Raw genomic sequence first — 15,481 nt, 5'->3', positions numbered from 1 at the left:
TAAGGAAGAAAGCCCGATATCACGGTACATTACCGCAATATTGGGCTTTCAAGTTTCAGTTAAAAAAATATATTTTACTTAGCATAATTATTTTCTCTTTAATTCCAGCTTTAGCGTTTAGAAAAATCACTTCATCATTCCACACCGATGGCCATTCTTTTTGCCAATTATACTCAACGACTAGGTGACGCCTTTTACCCCCCCCCAGATTTTTCTACGTTCTAAAAACTTAAACATTGTAATTCACCCCTCGTAATTTATTTATAGCAATTTAGTTTTATATCTAGCTGTCCTTTAAGCCAGAACTTTTTTCAATCTCATTAGCAACATAATCCTAAATTATTTTTAAGAAATAGCTAAACGATAAAACTATATTTTTGTCTTTGCTATAAGCTCTTGCTTTATCCATTGCATCAAGAACTACATCATCACTTAATTGACCTCTGAGCCCCTCTAAAGTAGTTCATTCCTCAAATTCTATTTTCCTCTGTTGGCTATTCGCTCTCTGACTTTATGGATCACTTCTGGATCTGCTTTTTTGCAGAGTTCTTCTTGCGATTTCTTACTCCACTCTGGCATTTGCTCATTACTTGATTTCCTAAAAGTATTAGTTATTTTTGCTTGTAAAGATTCATACGTTACATGTTCTTGTACATAGCGAGATAAGATTTTAACTAAATAGCTAAATGGCAATTCAACCTTAGGATCATTATTCTTACTCATAGCTTCTTTCATTGCACGAACAACTAGCCGTTCATCATTTAGCTGTTGTTTAAACTCATTAATTTGCTGAAGCTGATATTTATTAAATGAAATTTGATGAGTTGCTATAAAATTATTGATTATTTTTGAAGAAGATGAGGATTGATTATGTTCCTCTTCATCTTCATCTCTATTACATTCCATTCTATTCTCTTCTATTCTCTTCATCTTCTCTTCTGCCGTCCATGGACCGTCCAATGGACGTCCATTGGACATATTCTTATTACCTCCTTTCTTTTTTCCAGTATCCGCTCTAGGCTTTGCCTTTCTAATTGGTTCATCAGGTAATATTTCATGAAGTAAACTTTGATATTCTGAATCTTCTTTTCTATCTCGCCGTAACGTATTAGACTTTGACCAATCACACATATAAGAAACCAAATCATCGTTTAAAGGTCTAACAAATCCCTTAGCTACTAAAAGTTTATAGTCATCGTCAGAGGCTCCTACCATCCTCATAACGCTAAATGCTTGAACAATGCCATCATCATCAGTATTAGCCATTAACTGTGCATAAAGTCCTTGTGCTGAAAGTGGCATTTTAATAAATTTAGCTTGGCTCATAATTATTCTGTTAATCATTCTTCTATCTGCCATTTTCCTCACTCTTTCTTGTGTTAAGATAAAAGTGTAGATTGTTTTCATATCTGCACATTATCAGTTCTGTTGAGTTTTCATCACTACACGACAACTCAATAGAACTTTTTTCTATACTCTCAGCCCTCACTAGCTGAGAGTATTTTTTTATCATCAACATTACTAAGCTTTCCTTTCGTCTTTGATAATTCTTTCTAGTTATTAATTAATAATCACGCCGGACAGTTGTGCTTATCTTCTTTTTAATTTCTATGTTTTGCTAGAAAAGAGTCGACTTCTGATCGCTTATATCGTGTTACATTTCCAATTTTGACAAAAGGCAATTTAACTTCATCAGCCCACTTATCAAATGTCTTGTAAGATACCCCAACATACTTCGCCGTTACCTTTTTATTCATGTATGGTGGATAGCCACTTGTATTAACAAAGCTTTCCAATTCTTGATGTAACTGTTGAGAAATTGCTTCTCGTAATTGATTTTCAAAGGTTTCTGATGTTTCTAAGCTTAATTGCAACTCAACCACTCCTTTAAGGAATTCTGCTAGGTTACTTCCTGATGGTCTAAAAATTACGTCGTTTTATTTATGGGTAATTTATAAAATTAATTAGTTGATGTCTGATTTCTTCGATCGTGAACTAGCTCTGTGAGAAATAAGAGCATTCTGTAATACTTGTTTCCGCCTTTCTTTTTGTTTTTCCGTAAGGCGTACTTTCTTACTAATGGAAACCGTCCCTTTATCAATATCACCCTCCAGCATGATTAATTGACCTGCTGAGTTGTAACCTTTGCGTTGAGGACAAGTTACATACTTCTCATACTTCCTGGCATGCTTAGGCTCGTCCGTATAAATGTGCCACGTTTTTGTTTGACGGTCATAAGAAATAATCGTCTCACGTTCTTCTTGTGGGGCTGTTTTCATGTCCTGTTTAACTTCTGTCATTCTTTGTCACCTCCTTGTTTGTTCTGCGCAGCTACTACCGTGTGAGCATTCATAAACTCGTCAATAGCTTTTTTACTAATTCGTTTTGACCTTCCAATCATAATAACCGGCAGGCCCTCACGAATATAATTTTTTAAGCTTTTTTGTGACTTAAAGCCTAAATACTTCGTAGCCTGCTCTAAACTCATAAATTCTGGCACGCCTAATCACTCCTTTGAATACTTTTAGTATTTTATATACTGTAAGTATTATATAACATAATTTGGCATTTTCAATACTTAAAGTATTATTTGATGATTTTTATGGTATTATTATTGAAAGAAGGTGATATCCTTTGTATAGACTTAGAGAGCTAAGAAAAAAACATGGATTATCCTTGGCTCAACTTAGCGATAAATTAAATAGCAGAGGGCTTTCGATATCCTCTGACTCATTGAGTAAATATGAACGTGGAGAACGTGAACCAAAGCTTAAAACTTGGCAAAAGCTTGCTGATTTCTTTAATGTTTCCGTTGAGTACCTCATGGGACTTAGTGATACTCCAAATACTGAACCAAAATGGGACTTTTCAAAACCCTACAAAGATCCACCAGCCCACGGTTTAAGTGGTATGGCTGATGATAATAACCTACCCCTCACCATAAGTAGCCAATCGCTATTTTCAATGCTATACATGATTTACTCCAACCGCGCGTCTGATAACCCTGACGCCAAGTTTGCTGACACAAACGAAAAAATCAGGGAACTAAATAAACCTCAAAAAGAGCAAGTCATCAAAAGCTTTATTTCTTGGTTTGAAAACGAAGTAGATCGCTCTAAAGACATAGATTAACCTCTCAAGTGACATACATAATCACCTGCCGGACAGCTGTGCGATTATGGAGGTTAATCAACATGGCATCTTACCGGAAATATCAAACTAAAAAGGGACAACGTTGGATGGTTACAGTGTCATACACTGATAGATACGGAAAATATCGGCAAGTTAATAAAGCTGGTTTTAAACTAAAAAAAGAAGCCACCCAAGTTGCATTACAACTTGAAAATGAGCTTCAACAAAGAGATTATTTTGCAGATTCAAAGCTAACATTTCAGCAAGTATATACTAAATGGCTTAAGATTAAAGCTGACCTTAAACCATCTAGCTTAAACAATATTCATACAGTTATGCGAAACCACATTTCTCCGTTTTTCGGTGAAATGATCATTAGCAAAATCACAATTGATGATTGCCAAAATGCAGTTGAAAAATGGTATTTCCACCCTTACAAGAAATACTATCGCTTTTATTTATTGTTAAACAGCATTTTAGAGTTTGCTGTTGAGCGTAATTATATTCATACTAACCCTGCTCAAAAAGTTCATTTACCAAGAGCTGACCGCCAACCAGTGAAGACTTCTTCAAAAAAGCAATTCTACACACGTGAGGAGCTTCAAACTGTCTTAAAGGCAATGAAAGCTAACGCTCCAACGGAAATGTTCACTTTCTTTTGGCTTATTGCTAACTCTGGTTTACGCCGTGGCGAAATGTTAGGTTTGCAATGGCAAGATATTGATTTTGAAACTCATACTTTAAGAGTTCAACGCACACAGTCGTTTGGCGTTGGTAATAAATCAATTCTTAATTCGCCTAAAACAAAGAATAGCAAACGAACAATTTTTCTTGCTACGAAAACTGAAAAATACTTAAAAATTTGGCAATTAGAACAGGCAAAATACTTACTTTCTATCGGCCAAAATTCTCATAGAGCTAATTTGCCCGTATTCACCCGTATAAGCGATTCTAATATGATGTCAGTAAATTACCCATCACAATGGTTAAAACGCTTCTGTGAGGCTCACAGCGTCCCATATTTAGAAATCAAGGGGTGGCGACATACTTTTGCAACTCTTGGAATTGAAAATAATAATCTAACGGCTAAACAAGTTCAAGCAGAATTAGGTCACGCTTCCGCTGATACGACCTTAAACGTTTACGCTGGAATATCCGAAGAAGAAAAAGCGAGAACCGCTGACACAATGGCTAATTTAATCGCTTTTGATTAAGAATTTTCATTACAGAATTTTCAAAACTCTATTACAGAATTTTTTACAGAATTGTTGCCTACTAGGTACAATTCAATACATTTTACAAAACAAAAAAGACTGTCATTTCAACGATTTACCGTTTAATGACAGTCCTTATTATATATAAATCGGAATTACAAGATTTGAACTTGCGACCTCTGCGTCCCGAACGCAGCGCTCTACCAAGCTGAGCTAAATTCCGAAAAAATAAGCGTGACAGTTTAACTGTTACGCTTACTATAATTAGTGCACCCAGAAGGAGTCGAACCTTCAACCTTCTGATTCGTAGTCAGACACTCTATCCAATTGCGCTATGGGTGCATATAAGCGGAAGACGGGATTCGAACCCGCGACCCCCACCATGGCAAGGTGATGTTCTACCACTGAACTACTTCCGCATGTCTCTGATAAGTTATTACCTATCAACGATTACTAATATTACATGAAAATCTCATCAATGTCAACAAGAATTTTCAAAAAATATTAAATGCGGATGAAGGGACTTGAACCCTTACATCAAAATGATACAAGATCCTAAATCTTGCGCGTCTGCCAATTCCGCCACATCCGCAAATTAATGGAGGATACAGGGCTCGAACCTGTGACCTCCTGCTTGTAAGGCAGATGCTCTCCCAACTGAGCTAATCCTCCATAAATAGGCTTGCTATATAAATCAGCCTATTTAATATATCATCTATATGATTTTTTGTCAAATCCTATTTAAGATTTAATTCAATTAATTTTTCATCAATCATGGCTAAAACCTTCTTAGCAGCAGCCGGATCTTCAACAAAATCATATTTATCACCATTAATAACCATCTTAGGACTTTCATTATAATCCTCATACCATTGAACATAACGTTCGTTTAAGTTTTTATAATATGAATATAATGAAGGATCATTAGCAATTTGTTCAAATGAACGTCCCCGTTTCTTAATCCGTTCAAGCATTGTCTCAAACGAAATCCTAATTGTAATTAAAAGGTTGGGGGCTTTTTGGTGTGGTTGCTCTGGTAATTCTTCCATCATGTTACCTAATAATGAAGAATAAATATTTGACTCCGTTTCCGTAGCTCGACCCATATCTGCGTTTAACTTGAATAATAAGGCATCTTCAAAAATTGAACGGTCCAAAACATTTAAATCATTTGAGTATGAATCTTTAATCTCATCAAGCCGCTTGTTTAAAAAGTAAATCTGTAATAAGAAACCATATTTTTTAGGATCTTTATAAAAAAGCGGCAAAATTTTATTGTCGTCAACAGATTCATAGAAGGCCTGGCTATTAAGATGGTCTGCCAACAGCTTTGTCAAACTGGTCTTTCCTGCACCGATTGTCCCGGCTATAGCAATCATTAGTTATTTCCCCCTGTTTCAAATTCAAAAAGTAACGAAAACAATTCTAACATTTAAAATAAAAAGGAGCGAGTATTTTCTCGTTCCCTTTTTATTTTATTAATCATCTTCCGGTTCGTACGACTCACCCTTTGTTCGCCTTGATAAATCAACCTTATCAAGCGGAATCAAGTGCGTCTTGTAACGAATCTTGTAGTAGAAGAAAAGAATTAAGAATAATGGAATTCCCATGTAAGTAATTAAAATGTTTTGCCAATCCATTTTTACAAAAGCATCAATGTTTTGACCACAAATAACGATAATACATAGAGTAAGCGCGAATACTGGACCAAATGGGAACCCTGTTGCATGATACTTCAATTCAGACAGTGTATGGCCTTGCTTAAGAAATGCCTTCCTAAAGCGGTAGTGGGAAATTGCAATTCCTAACCATGCAATAAATCCACACAATCCAGATGCACCAATTAAGTAGTTATAAGCTTTGGGACCAATGAATTGGGTTGCATAGGCTGCTAATGAAACAACCATCGTTCCCAGCAAAGCATAAATCGGAATACCATGCCGGTTTACATAACCAAAAATCCGCCATGCATATCCTTCACGCGCTTGTGAATAAAGCATCCGGGTTGAAGCATATAAACCAGAGTTAGCAGCAGAAATGACGGCAGTTAAGATAACCGCATTCATTGCACTAGCCGCAAATGCTAATCCTGCCCGCTTAAACACAATCGTAAATGGACTCATTGTAATATTTGAAACGTCTTGATTCAATAAGTTCTTATCTGTGTAAGGAAGGATGCAGGCAATAACAAAAATAGCAAAAATATAAAAAAGTAAAATTCGCCAGAAAGTTGAATGGATTGCCTTTGAGACAGACTTTTCTGGTGTAGCAGCTTCACCAGCAGTAATTCCAACTAATTCTGTTCCTTGGAATGAGAACCCAGCAACCAAGAAAACACTAATAATTGCTGGCACACCTCCAACAAACGGTGCCTGCTTATAGTGGAAGTTGCTTAATCCAACTGGCTTACCACCCATAATTCCAAAAATAATTGCAACACCGACAATTAAAAATACGATAACTGTGACAACTTTGATTAAAGCAAGCCAAAATTCAGTTTCACCATAAGATCGTACTGATAAATAATTGATTAAGAAAATTAATGCCATCACTGTTACACTAAAAATCCAGCCTGGAACATTAGGAAGCCAATAATTCATTACAATTCCCGCAGTTGTAACATCTACGGGGATTGTAATCGCCCAGTTAAACCAATAATTCCAACCAAGAGCAAAACCTAGTGCTGGATCAACAAATTTTGTTGAATAAGCTGAAAATGACCCAGTTAATGGCATATATGTTGCCATTTCCCCTAGACTCGTCATTAGGAAATAAACCATAATTCCCATAATTCCATATGCAACTAACGCTCCACCAGGTCCCGCAGTTGAAATAGCGGATCCACTGGCAATAAAAAGTCCCGTACCGATTGTTCCACCAAGAGCAATCATGGACAAATGACGTGTCTGTAATGTCCGTTCCATATGACCCGTCGACTTAGATTCATCTGCCATAAATATATTTCCTCCAAATTTGTGTGCCTTAACGTCAACATTTTCGAAGAGGATAAATCAAAAGGGTCTTCTGATCGGTAACCCCACCAGAAGACCCAACTTAATACCTATAATTAATCGTTGAATCAATTTAGGAAGCGCTCCGCAATTATTGCGACAGTCTATAGCCTATTGTGACTATAGCCCAACATCTACCAGAAATAAGCTAAGTAGTGTTTCGGCATATTTCCCTTTTACTAATACTCCGGTGCTTATTCACCTAATACTAGTTACTGATAAAATATGCAACCTCTTCATCGAATGAAATTATACCCCACTCAAATAAAAATGCAAGTCCGATTATTTAATAATGCGTTGCCATAAGTCATCCTTGTCATAAGTAAAACCACATTTAACAAGTACTCGCTGAGAACGATAATTACTTTGTTTGCACTCCGCATGAATCGTAATTTTAGATGGCAAAATAGAAATAAATTTTTGAAGTGCAGTTGTCATTATGCCTTTATTCCATTGGTTTTGCTGCAAAAGATAACCTAATTCATAATGATGAGCAATTCTTTTTCCTTCATCCCCATACCAAGCACTTAATACAATCATCCCCACTACATCTTCATTTAGTTTCACTACCATTACATGATTCTGGCGAACAAACATCTTAATAGCTTGCACACGTTTTTCTCTTTGAAGTGGTAAAAGCAGTCCCACTGCTTGTGTTAAGTTTTCATTATCCAACAATTTAACTATTGCTCCTAAATTGTTATTAGTTTTTGCTGATTCAATTATAATTTCACTCATTTTTCTCCTATTTCCCGGGAAATAAAAAAGAGAAGCAACCAAAAAGATTGCCCTCCATCAATTTCGATTATTAAATTTCAATGCTACGGAAGAACGGAATCCGTTGCAATCGTGGTGCCCAAGCGACATAGAGCCATTCAGCTACTTGTAACCATGCATAAGCTAATAACATTGCACCAATAGTATCAAAAGGCCAGTGAGCATAAAGATATACCCGCGATACCGTCAAAAAGAAGACTGCAAATATTAATAAAATTTGCAAAATTGTGCGGACAGATGCTTTTTGAATAAGCGGAATTACAATTAAGAATAAAATTGCTACTACCAAGAAGAATCCTAAAGTGTGACCACTAGGGAAACTATAGCCATCATCTGCTGCCAAGTGTTGTGCAGGACGGACCCGCTTAACGATGTGTTTAATAATTGTTCCAAGCACATCACCACCAAAAATCGTTCCTAATGACCATAAAGCCGGGATGCGATAGCCCTTCAACCATAAAACACCTGCAATAATAAATACCCATACTAAATCTAAGACCGGTTTAGCTAAAAATGAAAGTAAGCTCATCAAAGCATGGAACCAACCAATTCCTTCCAGGCGCTGACTAGTAAATAACGACTGCAGAACAGCATCAATCATTGTTAGCACTGACGAATTAAACATAATTAATAGCATCAATGCGATAAAGAAACCACCGCTTAAGGCAAAGCGCCACCACCGATGATCATCACGTTCAATAAACATAATCAAGGATTCTCCTAACTTAAATTAATTAATCAAAAATGAGTATACCACAGTGTCAAAAATTCCATCGTGACTTTTTGATTAAATATTTATGAAGATAGTTCAAAACACGATTTAAAAGCTCTCCCAAACCAAAACCAAGCGTAATTGCACCAACAATGACAACTACCTGGTAGAAATAAACATTAACAAGATGGTAATTACCAATAGCAAAATTACGAACCATTTTATAAGCCTGTCCTCCAGGCACAAATGGAACTAGCGCGGGCACATTAAAAACAATAATTGGCATTCGTTTTCGACGAGCTGCTGCCTGGCTTAATACCGAAATTAAGATTGCAGCAACTAAATTACTAAACGCAAGGCCAATGCCACTGCAATAATACATTATCCAGTAGACTACCCATACGCCTCCACCAATCATCCCCGCAGTATGATAGGCACGTTTAGGAATATTTAAGAGGATACCAAAACAAACTGTCGAAACATAGCATAAGAAAAATTGTAATAATAGGTTACCCCAATTCATCTCCTACCCTCCTAATTAAAGTGCAGAACAATTACAATTGCACTACCAATCGAAACGGCAGTTAGAATCGCCTCAATCCCTCTTGTAGGTCCACTAATTAAGTTTCCGGAAACTAAATCCCGTGCCGCATTAGTTAAGGGTACCCCAGGAACCAGAGGCATAACCGCACCAATAATAATATCATTAATATTATTAGCAAGGTGCATTTTAACAAAGATCACCGCCAAAATACCTATAATTAAGGAAGAACAAAACTCTCCTAAATATTGAATCTTAAACTTTCGTAAAAGGTATGAAAATGCTCCGTAACCTACGCCACCTGCAAGAAAACCAGCCCAAGAATCAGAAACATTACCTGTAAAGACAATCATTAATGCACCACTTAAAATCGCAGCAGCAAATGATTCATACCAGTTTTGCCATCTTGACATCTTTTGGCGATCAATCTTTTTTAATTTAGCAAATGCTTGTGGAACATCAATTTTGCGCCGTGCTAGTTCACGAGAAACTTCATTGACATCCGCAATTTTACTTAAATTGTTTTTGCGATGACGAATAGTAATTACTTGGGCATCAGGTTCATTAATCGTCCCAACTACAATTCCAGTTACGGTTGTAAAAGCCTGAAAGCCATGAAGTCCTGCACTTTTTGCCATTCGGGATAAGGTGTCGTTAACTCGTTCCATATTTGATCCATTTTCAATTAAAAGTCTCCCAGCTAGCAAACAAGTCTTTAGTGCTAGTGCTTGTCGTCGTTTCGTTAACATCTTTTCGCCTTCTCTGTTCAAAGATATTTATTATTATCCTCTGTTTAGATAAGGAGCTCAATACAAAAAACGGCCGGAAAAATCCAGTCGTTTTTTGTATTTAGTCTTTAACTACATTTGCAGCTTGAAGGCCACGTTCGCCTTCTTCAACTTCAAACGTAACATGTTGTCCTTCGCTCAATGACTTAAAGCCATCCCCTTGAATAGTAGAAAAATGAACAAACACGTCATCGCCGCTTTCACGAGTAATGAAGCCATATCCCTTATCGTCATTAAACCATTTAACAGTTCCTTGTTCCATGTTGGAAATCCTCCTGTGCATTAAGCACTAATATAATTTGTAATTCGTCTCAGGTGAAGAGATCCATTTGCAATGAAACAATCGAACCAACCGCACTTAAAAAAACTACAAAAACCATTGTATCACATAAGCAATCATTTACATAATTAACCTTTATTTTCTTGAGCTGTGTCCGGTTCAATAAAAATATTATGTGAGGCCTTATATGAAACATTAATTTCTTGGTCGTTATCCTCTTTTTGAATCACAATTGGTCCTTCAAAAGGCTCATGGCGAATTACAGTTACTTGTTCCTGAGGTCGTAATCCTAACTCTTCTAAGTAAGTGAGAAGTTCATGATTATCTAAGAATCGTTCTAGTTCAACTTTTTCCCCATCATTAGCATCTGCTAATAAACGATGTGTTACATCTGGGAACTTGCCATTAGCTGATGGAATTACTCCACCATGCGGACAATGATCAGGGTGTTGAAGAAAAGCATCTAAGGCCGTTGCTAGTCGATCACTTGTCTGATGTTCAAGAATTTCCGCTTCTGAATGGACGTCGGCAAAATTGTAGTGAAGCTTATCCACTAAAAATGTTTCCCATAAACGATGCTTTCGAACTAATTCTGCAGCATACTTTTGTCCCTTTTCAGTTAAAGAAATACCAGCATATGGTTCATGAACAACTAGCCCTTCGTCAGCCAACTTAGAAATCATCTCGGTTACTGATCCAGCGGCAATTCCTAGTCCAAGGGAAATCTCTTTATTAGAAACTTTTTTATGACTACCACCTAATTCAAAAATAATTTTTAGATAGTCTTCCTTCATTGGAGTCAAATTGTTTCACCTCTGGGTATTAAAATTTGGCCTACGATCGGTCATTATGTGTTTTTATATATTAACATTGAACCCAAATTGATTATAGCATATTATTAAAAGTGTAGTTTGGAAAGCCTAACTTTTTTGTTATAAGCTTTTTATAAACCCGCAATCGATCTTTACGGAGGAGTAGGTAAATCATGGACGAAAAAGTAACGGGGAAACGCTTTTTAGCAGTTACCCTCCTAAATGTATTAATTACAATTGTTGAAATCTTCGGAGGTATTCTTTCGGGAAGTTTAGCCTTACTATCAGATGCTTTTCATAATTTAGGGGATTCGCTTTCCATTGTACTAGGCTACTTTGCCCAGCATATTGGCGGGCAACCAGAGAATCAGCAACGAACTTATGGCTACCGTCGAGCTGAAATCCTCTCAGCATTAACTAATAGTATTTTTTTAATTGTTATCTCTGTCTTTTTAATTATTGAAGCTATTAAGCGGTTAGAGCATCCCCAGCATATTAACGGGGGCATTATGTTAACCGTAGCCGTGATTGGTCTGCTTGCCAACTTTATTTCTGCAACCCTCTTACATGCCGGAAGCGAAGACAGCTTAAATGTCAAAGCAACTTATCTCCACATTCTAAGTGATGCACTTTCATCAGTTGCCGTTATCATTGGAGGAATCATTCTTACCTTTGTTAATGTTCCATGGCTTGATCCCGCCTTGACAATTGGGGTTGCCCTCTATATTGCTTATGAGGCTTGGCCGATTATTAATCAAACCATTAAAATTCTCATGCAGTCCTCCCCAGATCTTGATTATAATTCCATCGAAAATGATTTAAAGCAAATCGACGGAGTTACGGCAGTTCATCACGTCCATGCATGGATGATGGATGAACACCGAATCATTTTCTCTGCCCATCTTAATTGTGATGACTTGCCACTAAGCCAAGTTGAGCGAATCTATAGTCAAGTAGAAAAAATCTTGCATGAAAAATATGGGATCTGTCACGTTACTATTCAAGCAGAATATCACCGTGGGAAAGATGAAAAATTATTCAACACTCCTGTTGATGAAAAGAACGTTATTAATAACGATTTCAAAGAGGACTAAAATTAAAAGGAAGCAAAAAGTTGAGCGAAAACTCAGCCTCTTGCTTCCTATTTTTTACATCGATTAAAATAATTTTCCGACTCCATAGTGAATCGTAATCGTAATCAAACCAATAATAATATTTCGAATAACTGCAACTTTTACAAGCCCGTTCCCGAGTTTAGAACTGATATAACCGGTTAGAGCACTCGTAAAGGCAACTGCCAAAATCACGGCATACCACTTATATGCTTCGGGAGCAAAAGTCATCGCCATCAACGGAATTAATCCTCCGGCAGCTGCTGAAAAAAGAGAAGAAAATGCAGCATCCCAAGGGTTAAGATAGTGACCAAGCTCAATATCATACTTAATCCGAACAACTGTCTCGAGGGGCTTTTTATTAAGGAGATCCTTAGCAATTTTGATTGATGTTTCAGGAGTAACTCCTTTATTTACATAATAGTCTTTTACTGCCGCAAGTTCCCCTTCATAATCGTCCTTTAAGAGTTGCTCTTCTTTAGCAACGGCCGCTTTTTCTGTATCCTTTTGAGTAGATACAGAGGCATATTCGCCAGAAGCCATTGAAAATGCACAGGCAAGCAAATCAGATAAGCCAGCAATGAAGATAGTAAAACGGTCACTTGTCGCTGCTGCCACCGATACCAAAACACCGACAACAGTCAAAATCCCATCATTTGAACCTAGTACCCCTGCTCGTAACGTATTCAGTTTTTCTTCCATTGTTTGCTTCTGATGTTTTTTCACCTTAATACTCATTTAATCTCATCTCCCTACCGCGCAAATAATTGTCCAATCAGGTACGTAACCCCCATTGTTAATAATCCAGCAGCTGCATTCCTGATCATCGATTTAATTCGGTTAGATTTTCCTAAAACCGCCGCAAAATAACCAGTAATTAACAAGGCAATTAGAACTGCAATTGCGGTTGCTAAGATTCGAACATTTGCGGGAGAAACGGTAACCGCCACCATTGGTAAAATTGAACCAGTTGGAAAGGATATAAAGGAAGCAATCGCCGCAGCATATGGACTTGTAAACTCATTGGGATTAAAGCCATGGCGCTCTTGAACAGCTGTCCCTAAAGCATCTTTTTCCATTAATTCTTTCGTCGCTTGTTTAGCTAATTGCGGATCAATGTCTTGAGCTTCATATTTCTTTTGAACATAGTCAAATTCATGCTGGTATTGATTCTGAAGCCGCTGCTTTTCACTAATCAAAGCCATTTTTTGTGAGTCCTTTTGGGTCGAAACTGAGACGTACTCCCCCATACACATTGAGATCATACCGGCAAGTGTTCCGGACAAACCCGCGATTAAGATGGAACGGGCATTACTCGTTGCCGCTGCCACCCCGATAACAATTCCGGCAATTGAAATAATCCCATCATTAGCCCCCATCACACTTGCACGCAGAACGTTTACCTTTTGTGCTAGTGACATCTTTTTCTTGGACACATTTATCCCTTCCCTCTTTTAGTTTAGAATCATTATAACATAGGGATAAGAAAAAACAACCAAATAATCTTCAAATGATATTCTATCTTAGAATCATTAAAAAATATATTTTCATGTAAAAAGCGATAGTCCTAATCAGAACTATCGCAATAATCTTAAAAAATTAAATTATTTATTCATAAGCCTGAACAGTGTTTGTCCGAATAACAAATACTGACGTTCCAGCATGACGAGCCATGTATGATGCCTGAGAACCAACCGCCTTACGATTACCCTTCTTACCAATTGAACCAACAACTAATAAATCTGGCTGAAAAGCGGGGATAACATGATTACAAATCCGCTCAGCTGGCCGTTCCCCACGATCAACAATCGCCGTAATCTTTTCTGGATCAACGCCGTAATCAATTGCTGCTTGGACATATTCATTTACCCGTTGACGTAATTCGTCTTCACTGCTATGAACATAATCCTTATCTAAGATTTGATATACATTTACCTGGTCAGTTTCCAGAATTGATACAATTCCTAGCTCTGAACCATCACGTTTCGCCTTATCAACCGCGTATGAGAAAGCGGCACGGGCATCTGGTGCATCGTCAACACCAACGAGGATCTTCTTGAACTTCTTTGGCTTTATTTCGAACATTAGTATTCTCCTCCCTATGTTCTACACTTTAACGGTGAAGCATTACTCGCTCCTCTTCGTTAAATCATATTCTTCACTCCTTATGTTACTACTTATCTCGATTTTGTAAATAATTATTTCGGCATTCCTAAAATAAAAGTGATTTATTAAAGGATTTTATAATTATTTTTTCAAATTCACTTCTGCACAATTCTCATTTTGACGACTTATAGAACAATCGATATAATAAAAGTTACTTACTTCTTGATAATATAACGAAACGGGGTTAATTATTTCATGTCAATGATTGAATTTCATAATGTACAAAAATATTATGGCAAGTTTCATGCATTAAAAGATATTAATTTAACAATCGATGATGGTGAAACAGTTGTTTTAATTGGGCCATCTGGCTCGGGAAAAAGTAGTTTAATCCGGACTGTTAATGGTTTAGATCCTATTAGAGACGGTCAATTAATCGTTAATGGGTTTGACCTTGCCGATAAGAAAACCAATGTAAATTTAATTCGAAAAGATGTCGGAATGGTCTTTCAACACTTTAACTTATACAACAATAAGAGTGTTATCGAAAACATAATGCTCGCACCACGAATTGTATTAAAGCGTCCGGAAGAAGAAAACCGTGAGTTAGCAATGAAACTGCTTGATAAAGTTGGCCTTGCAAATAAAGCTGAAAGTATGCCTGCTCAGCTATCTGGAGGGCAAAAACAACGAATTGCGATTGCCCGCAGTCTGGCTATGAAGCCTAAATGCCTCCTATTCGATGAACCAACAAGTGCTCTCGATCCTGAAATGATTGATGATGTTTTAGACGTTATGAAAGATATCGCTAAAAACTCCAACATGACAATGTTAGTAGTGACCCATGAAATGGGCTTTGCACGGGCAGTTGCTGACCGGGTTATTTTTATGGCAGATGGTCGGATCTTAGAAGACGATTCAACCGAAAAATTCTTTGACGACCAGCCTTCTACAGAGCGTGCTCGCGAATTTATGAGTAAGATCAGTGGTCACTAA

General features: G+C 37.1%; 19 protein-coding genes, 5 tRNA genes and 1 riboswitch. Of the genes, 4 read left to right on the top strand and 20 right to left on the bottom strand.

Going from position 1 to position 15,481, the window contains the following annotated elements; genetic code table 11:
* Positions 1 to 477: 477 nt before the first annotated feature.
* The 4 genes from AACL61_RS02070 to AACL61_RS02055 form a co-directional block, all read right to left on the bottom strand.
* On the bottom strand, positions 478 to 1,359 hold the full coding sequence (locus AACL61_RS02070) for a hypothetical protein (protein WP_063164394.1): 882 nt from the start codon (positions 1,357 to 1,359) through the stop codon (positions 478 to 480).
* A 242-nt stretch (positions 1,360 to 1,601) separates the two neighbouring features.
* A complete protein-coding gene (locus AACL61_RS02065) occupies positions 1,602 to 1,874 on the bottom strand; it encodes a helix-turn-helix domain-containing protein (RefSeq protein WP_019253142.1) in 273 nt (90 codons plus the stop codon).
* 90 nt (positions 1,875 to 1,964) lie between these two features.
* Entirely contained in the window at positions 1,965 to 2,300 is a 336-nt protein-coding gene (locus AACL61_RS02060; protein WP_229393183.1) for a hypothetical protein, read from the bottom strand.
* A complete protein-coding gene (locus AACL61_RS02055; protein ID WP_323058286.1) occupies positions 2,297 to 2,500 on the bottom strand; it encodes a helix-turn-helix domain-containing protein in 204 nt (67 codons plus the stop codon). The genes AACL61_RS02060 and AACL61_RS02055 overlap by 4 nt, the downstream gene beginning before the upstream one ends.
* A gap of 134 nt (positions 2,501 to 2,634) precedes the next feature.
* On the opposite strand from AACL61_RS02055, the gene AACL61_RS02050 reads away from it, so the two are divergent.
* Entirely contained in the window at positions 2,635 to 3,132 is a 498-nt protein-coding gene (locus AACL61_RS02050; RefSeq protein ID WP_229392733.1) for a helix-turn-helix domain-containing protein, read from the top strand.
* A gap of 62 nt (positions 3,133 to 3,194) precedes the next feature.
* Positions 3,195 to 4,346, top strand: a complete 1,152-nt coding sequence (locus AACL61_RS02045) for a site-specific integrase (protein ID WP_019253146.1) — start codon at positions 3,195 to 3,197, stop codon at positions 4,344 to 4,346.
* A 149-nt stretch (positions 4,347 to 4,495) separates the two neighbouring features.
* On the opposite strand, the gene AACL61_RS02040 is transcribed toward AACL61_RS02045, so the two are convergent.
* The 13 genes from AACL61_RS02040 to AACL61_RS01980 form a co-directional block, all read right to left on the bottom strand.
* A tRNA-Pro gene (locus tag AACL61_RS02040) sits at positions 4,496 to 4,569 on the bottom strand.
* Between the two features lie 45 nt (positions 4,570 to 4,614).
* Positions 4,615 to 4,688: transfer RNA gene (locus AACL61_RS02035), tRNA-Arg, on the bottom strand.
* A 5-nt stretch (positions 4,689 to 4,693) separates the two neighbouring features.
* A tRNA-Gly gene (locus AACL61_RS02030) sits at positions 4,694 to 4,765 on the bottom strand.
* Positions 4,766 to 4,855: 90 nt separating this feature from the next.
* A tRNA-Leu gene (locus tag AACL61_RS02025) sits at positions 4,856 to 4,938 on the bottom strand.
* Positions 4,939 to 4,945: 7 nt separating this feature from the next.
* Positions 4,946 to 5,018: transfer RNA gene (locus tag AACL61_RS02020), tRNA-Val, on the bottom strand.
* A gap of 65 nt (positions 5,019 to 5,083) precedes the next feature.
* Positions 5,084 to 5,725, bottom strand: a complete 642-nt coding sequence (locus tag AACL61_RS02015) for a deoxynucleoside kinase (protein WP_078010119.1) — start codon at positions 5,723 to 5,725, stop codon at positions 5,084 to 5,086.
* A gap of 99 nt (positions 5,726 to 5,824) precedes the next feature.
* The gene (locus tag AACL61_RS02010) at positions 5,825 to 7,300 is read right to left on the bottom strand and encodes an amino acid permease (RefSeq protein WP_339110913.1); all 1,476 of its coding nucleotides are present in this window, start codon (positions 7,298 to 7,300) and stop codon (positions 5,825 to 5,827) included.
* Between the two features lie 127 nt (positions 7,301 to 7,427).
* Positions 7,428 to 7,602: riboswitch (Lysine riboswitch) on the bottom strand.
* A 37-nt stretch (positions 7,603 to 7,639) separates the two neighbouring features.
* Positions 7,640 to 8,095: a GNAT family N-acetyltransferase gene (locus AACL61_RS02005; protein ID WP_013923838.1), complete on the bottom strand. Its 456-nt coding sequence runs from the start codon at positions 8,093 to 8,095 to the stop codon at positions 7,640 to 7,642.
* Positions 8,096 to 8,165: 70 nt separating this feature from the next.
* Complete coding sequence (locus AACL61_RS02000) at positions 8,166 to 8,840, bottom strand: phosphatase PAP2 family protein (protein WP_102815781.1); 675 nt, start codon at positions 8,838 to 8,840, stop codon at positions 8,166 to 8,168.
* 55 nt (positions 8,841 to 8,895) lie between these two features.
* On the bottom strand, positions 8,896 to 9,369 hold the full coding sequence (locus AACL61_RS01995) for a threonine/serine exporter family protein (protein WP_078009679.1): 474 nt from the start codon (positions 9,367 to 9,369) through the stop codon (positions 8,896 to 8,898).
* A gap of 11 nt (positions 9,370 to 9,380) precedes the next feature.
* A complete protein-coding gene (locus AACL61_RS01990) occupies positions 9,381 to 10,136 on the bottom strand; it encodes a threonine/serine exporter family protein (protein WP_078009678.1) in 756 nt (251 codons plus the stop codon).
* A 100-nt stretch (positions 10,137 to 10,236) separates the two neighbouring features.
* Positions 10,237 to 10,437: a cold-shock protein gene (locus AACL61_RS01985; RefSeq protein WP_102815779.1), complete on the bottom strand. Its 201-nt coding sequence runs from the start codon at positions 10,435 to 10,437 to the stop codon at positions 10,237 to 10,239.
* Positions 10,438 to 10,583: 146 nt separating this feature from the next.
* Positions 10,584 to 11,258: a metal-dependent transcriptional regulator gene (locus AACL61_RS01980; RefSeq protein ID WP_339110912.1), complete on the bottom strand. Its 675-nt coding sequence runs from the start codon at positions 11,256 to 11,258 to the stop codon at positions 10,584 to 10,586.
* A gap of 182 nt (positions 11,259 to 11,440) precedes the next feature.
* On the opposite strand from AACL61_RS01980, the gene AACL61_RS01975 reads away from it, so the two are divergent.
* Complete coding sequence (locus tag AACL61_RS01975; RefSeq protein ID WP_102815777.1) at positions 11,441 to 12,361, top strand: cation diffusion facilitator family transporter; 921 nt, start codon at positions 11,441 to 11,443, stop codon at positions 12,359 to 12,361.
* A gap of 63 nt (positions 12,362 to 12,424) precedes the next feature.
* On the opposite strand, the gene AACL61_RS01970 is transcribed toward AACL61_RS01975, so the two are convergent.
* The 3 genes from AACL61_RS01970 to AACL61_RS01960 form a co-directional block, all read right to left on the bottom strand.
* Positions 12,425 to 13,117, bottom strand: a complete 693-nt coding sequence (locus tag AACL61_RS01970; protein ID WP_102815776.1) for a VIT1/CCC1 transporter family protein — start codon at positions 13,115 to 13,117, stop codon at positions 12,425 to 12,427.
* Between the two features lie 14 nt (positions 13,118 to 13,131).
* Complete coding sequence (locus AACL61_RS01965) at positions 13,132 to 13,815, bottom strand: VIT1/CCC1 transporter family protein (protein WP_339110911.1); 684 nt, start codon at positions 13,813 to 13,815, stop codon at positions 13,132 to 13,134.
* Positions 13,816 to 13,987: 172 nt separating this feature from the next.
* Entirely contained in the window at positions 13,988 to 14,464 is a 477-nt protein-coding gene (locus tag AACL61_RS01960) for a universal stress protein (RefSeq protein ID WP_339110910.1), read from the bottom strand.
* Between the two features lie 276 nt (positions 14,465 to 14,740).
* Here AACL61_RS01960 and AACL61_RS01955 point away from each other — a divergent pair, with 276 nt between their 5' ends.
* A complete protein-coding gene (locus tag AACL61_RS01955) occupies positions 14,741 to 15,481 on the top strand; it encodes an amino acid ABC transporter ATP-binding protein (protein WP_102815773.1) in 741 nt (246 codons plus the stop codon).

This window comes from Limosilactobacillus reuteri subsp. porcinus (genome assembly GCF_036621895.1).
GTDB lineage: Bacteria > Bacillota > Bacilli > Lactobacillales > Lactobacillaceae > Limosilactobacillus > Limosilactobacillus reuteri_J.
Note: the sequence above shows the minus strand (reverse complement) of the source record. Positions and strands in the feature narration are given on the sequence as shown.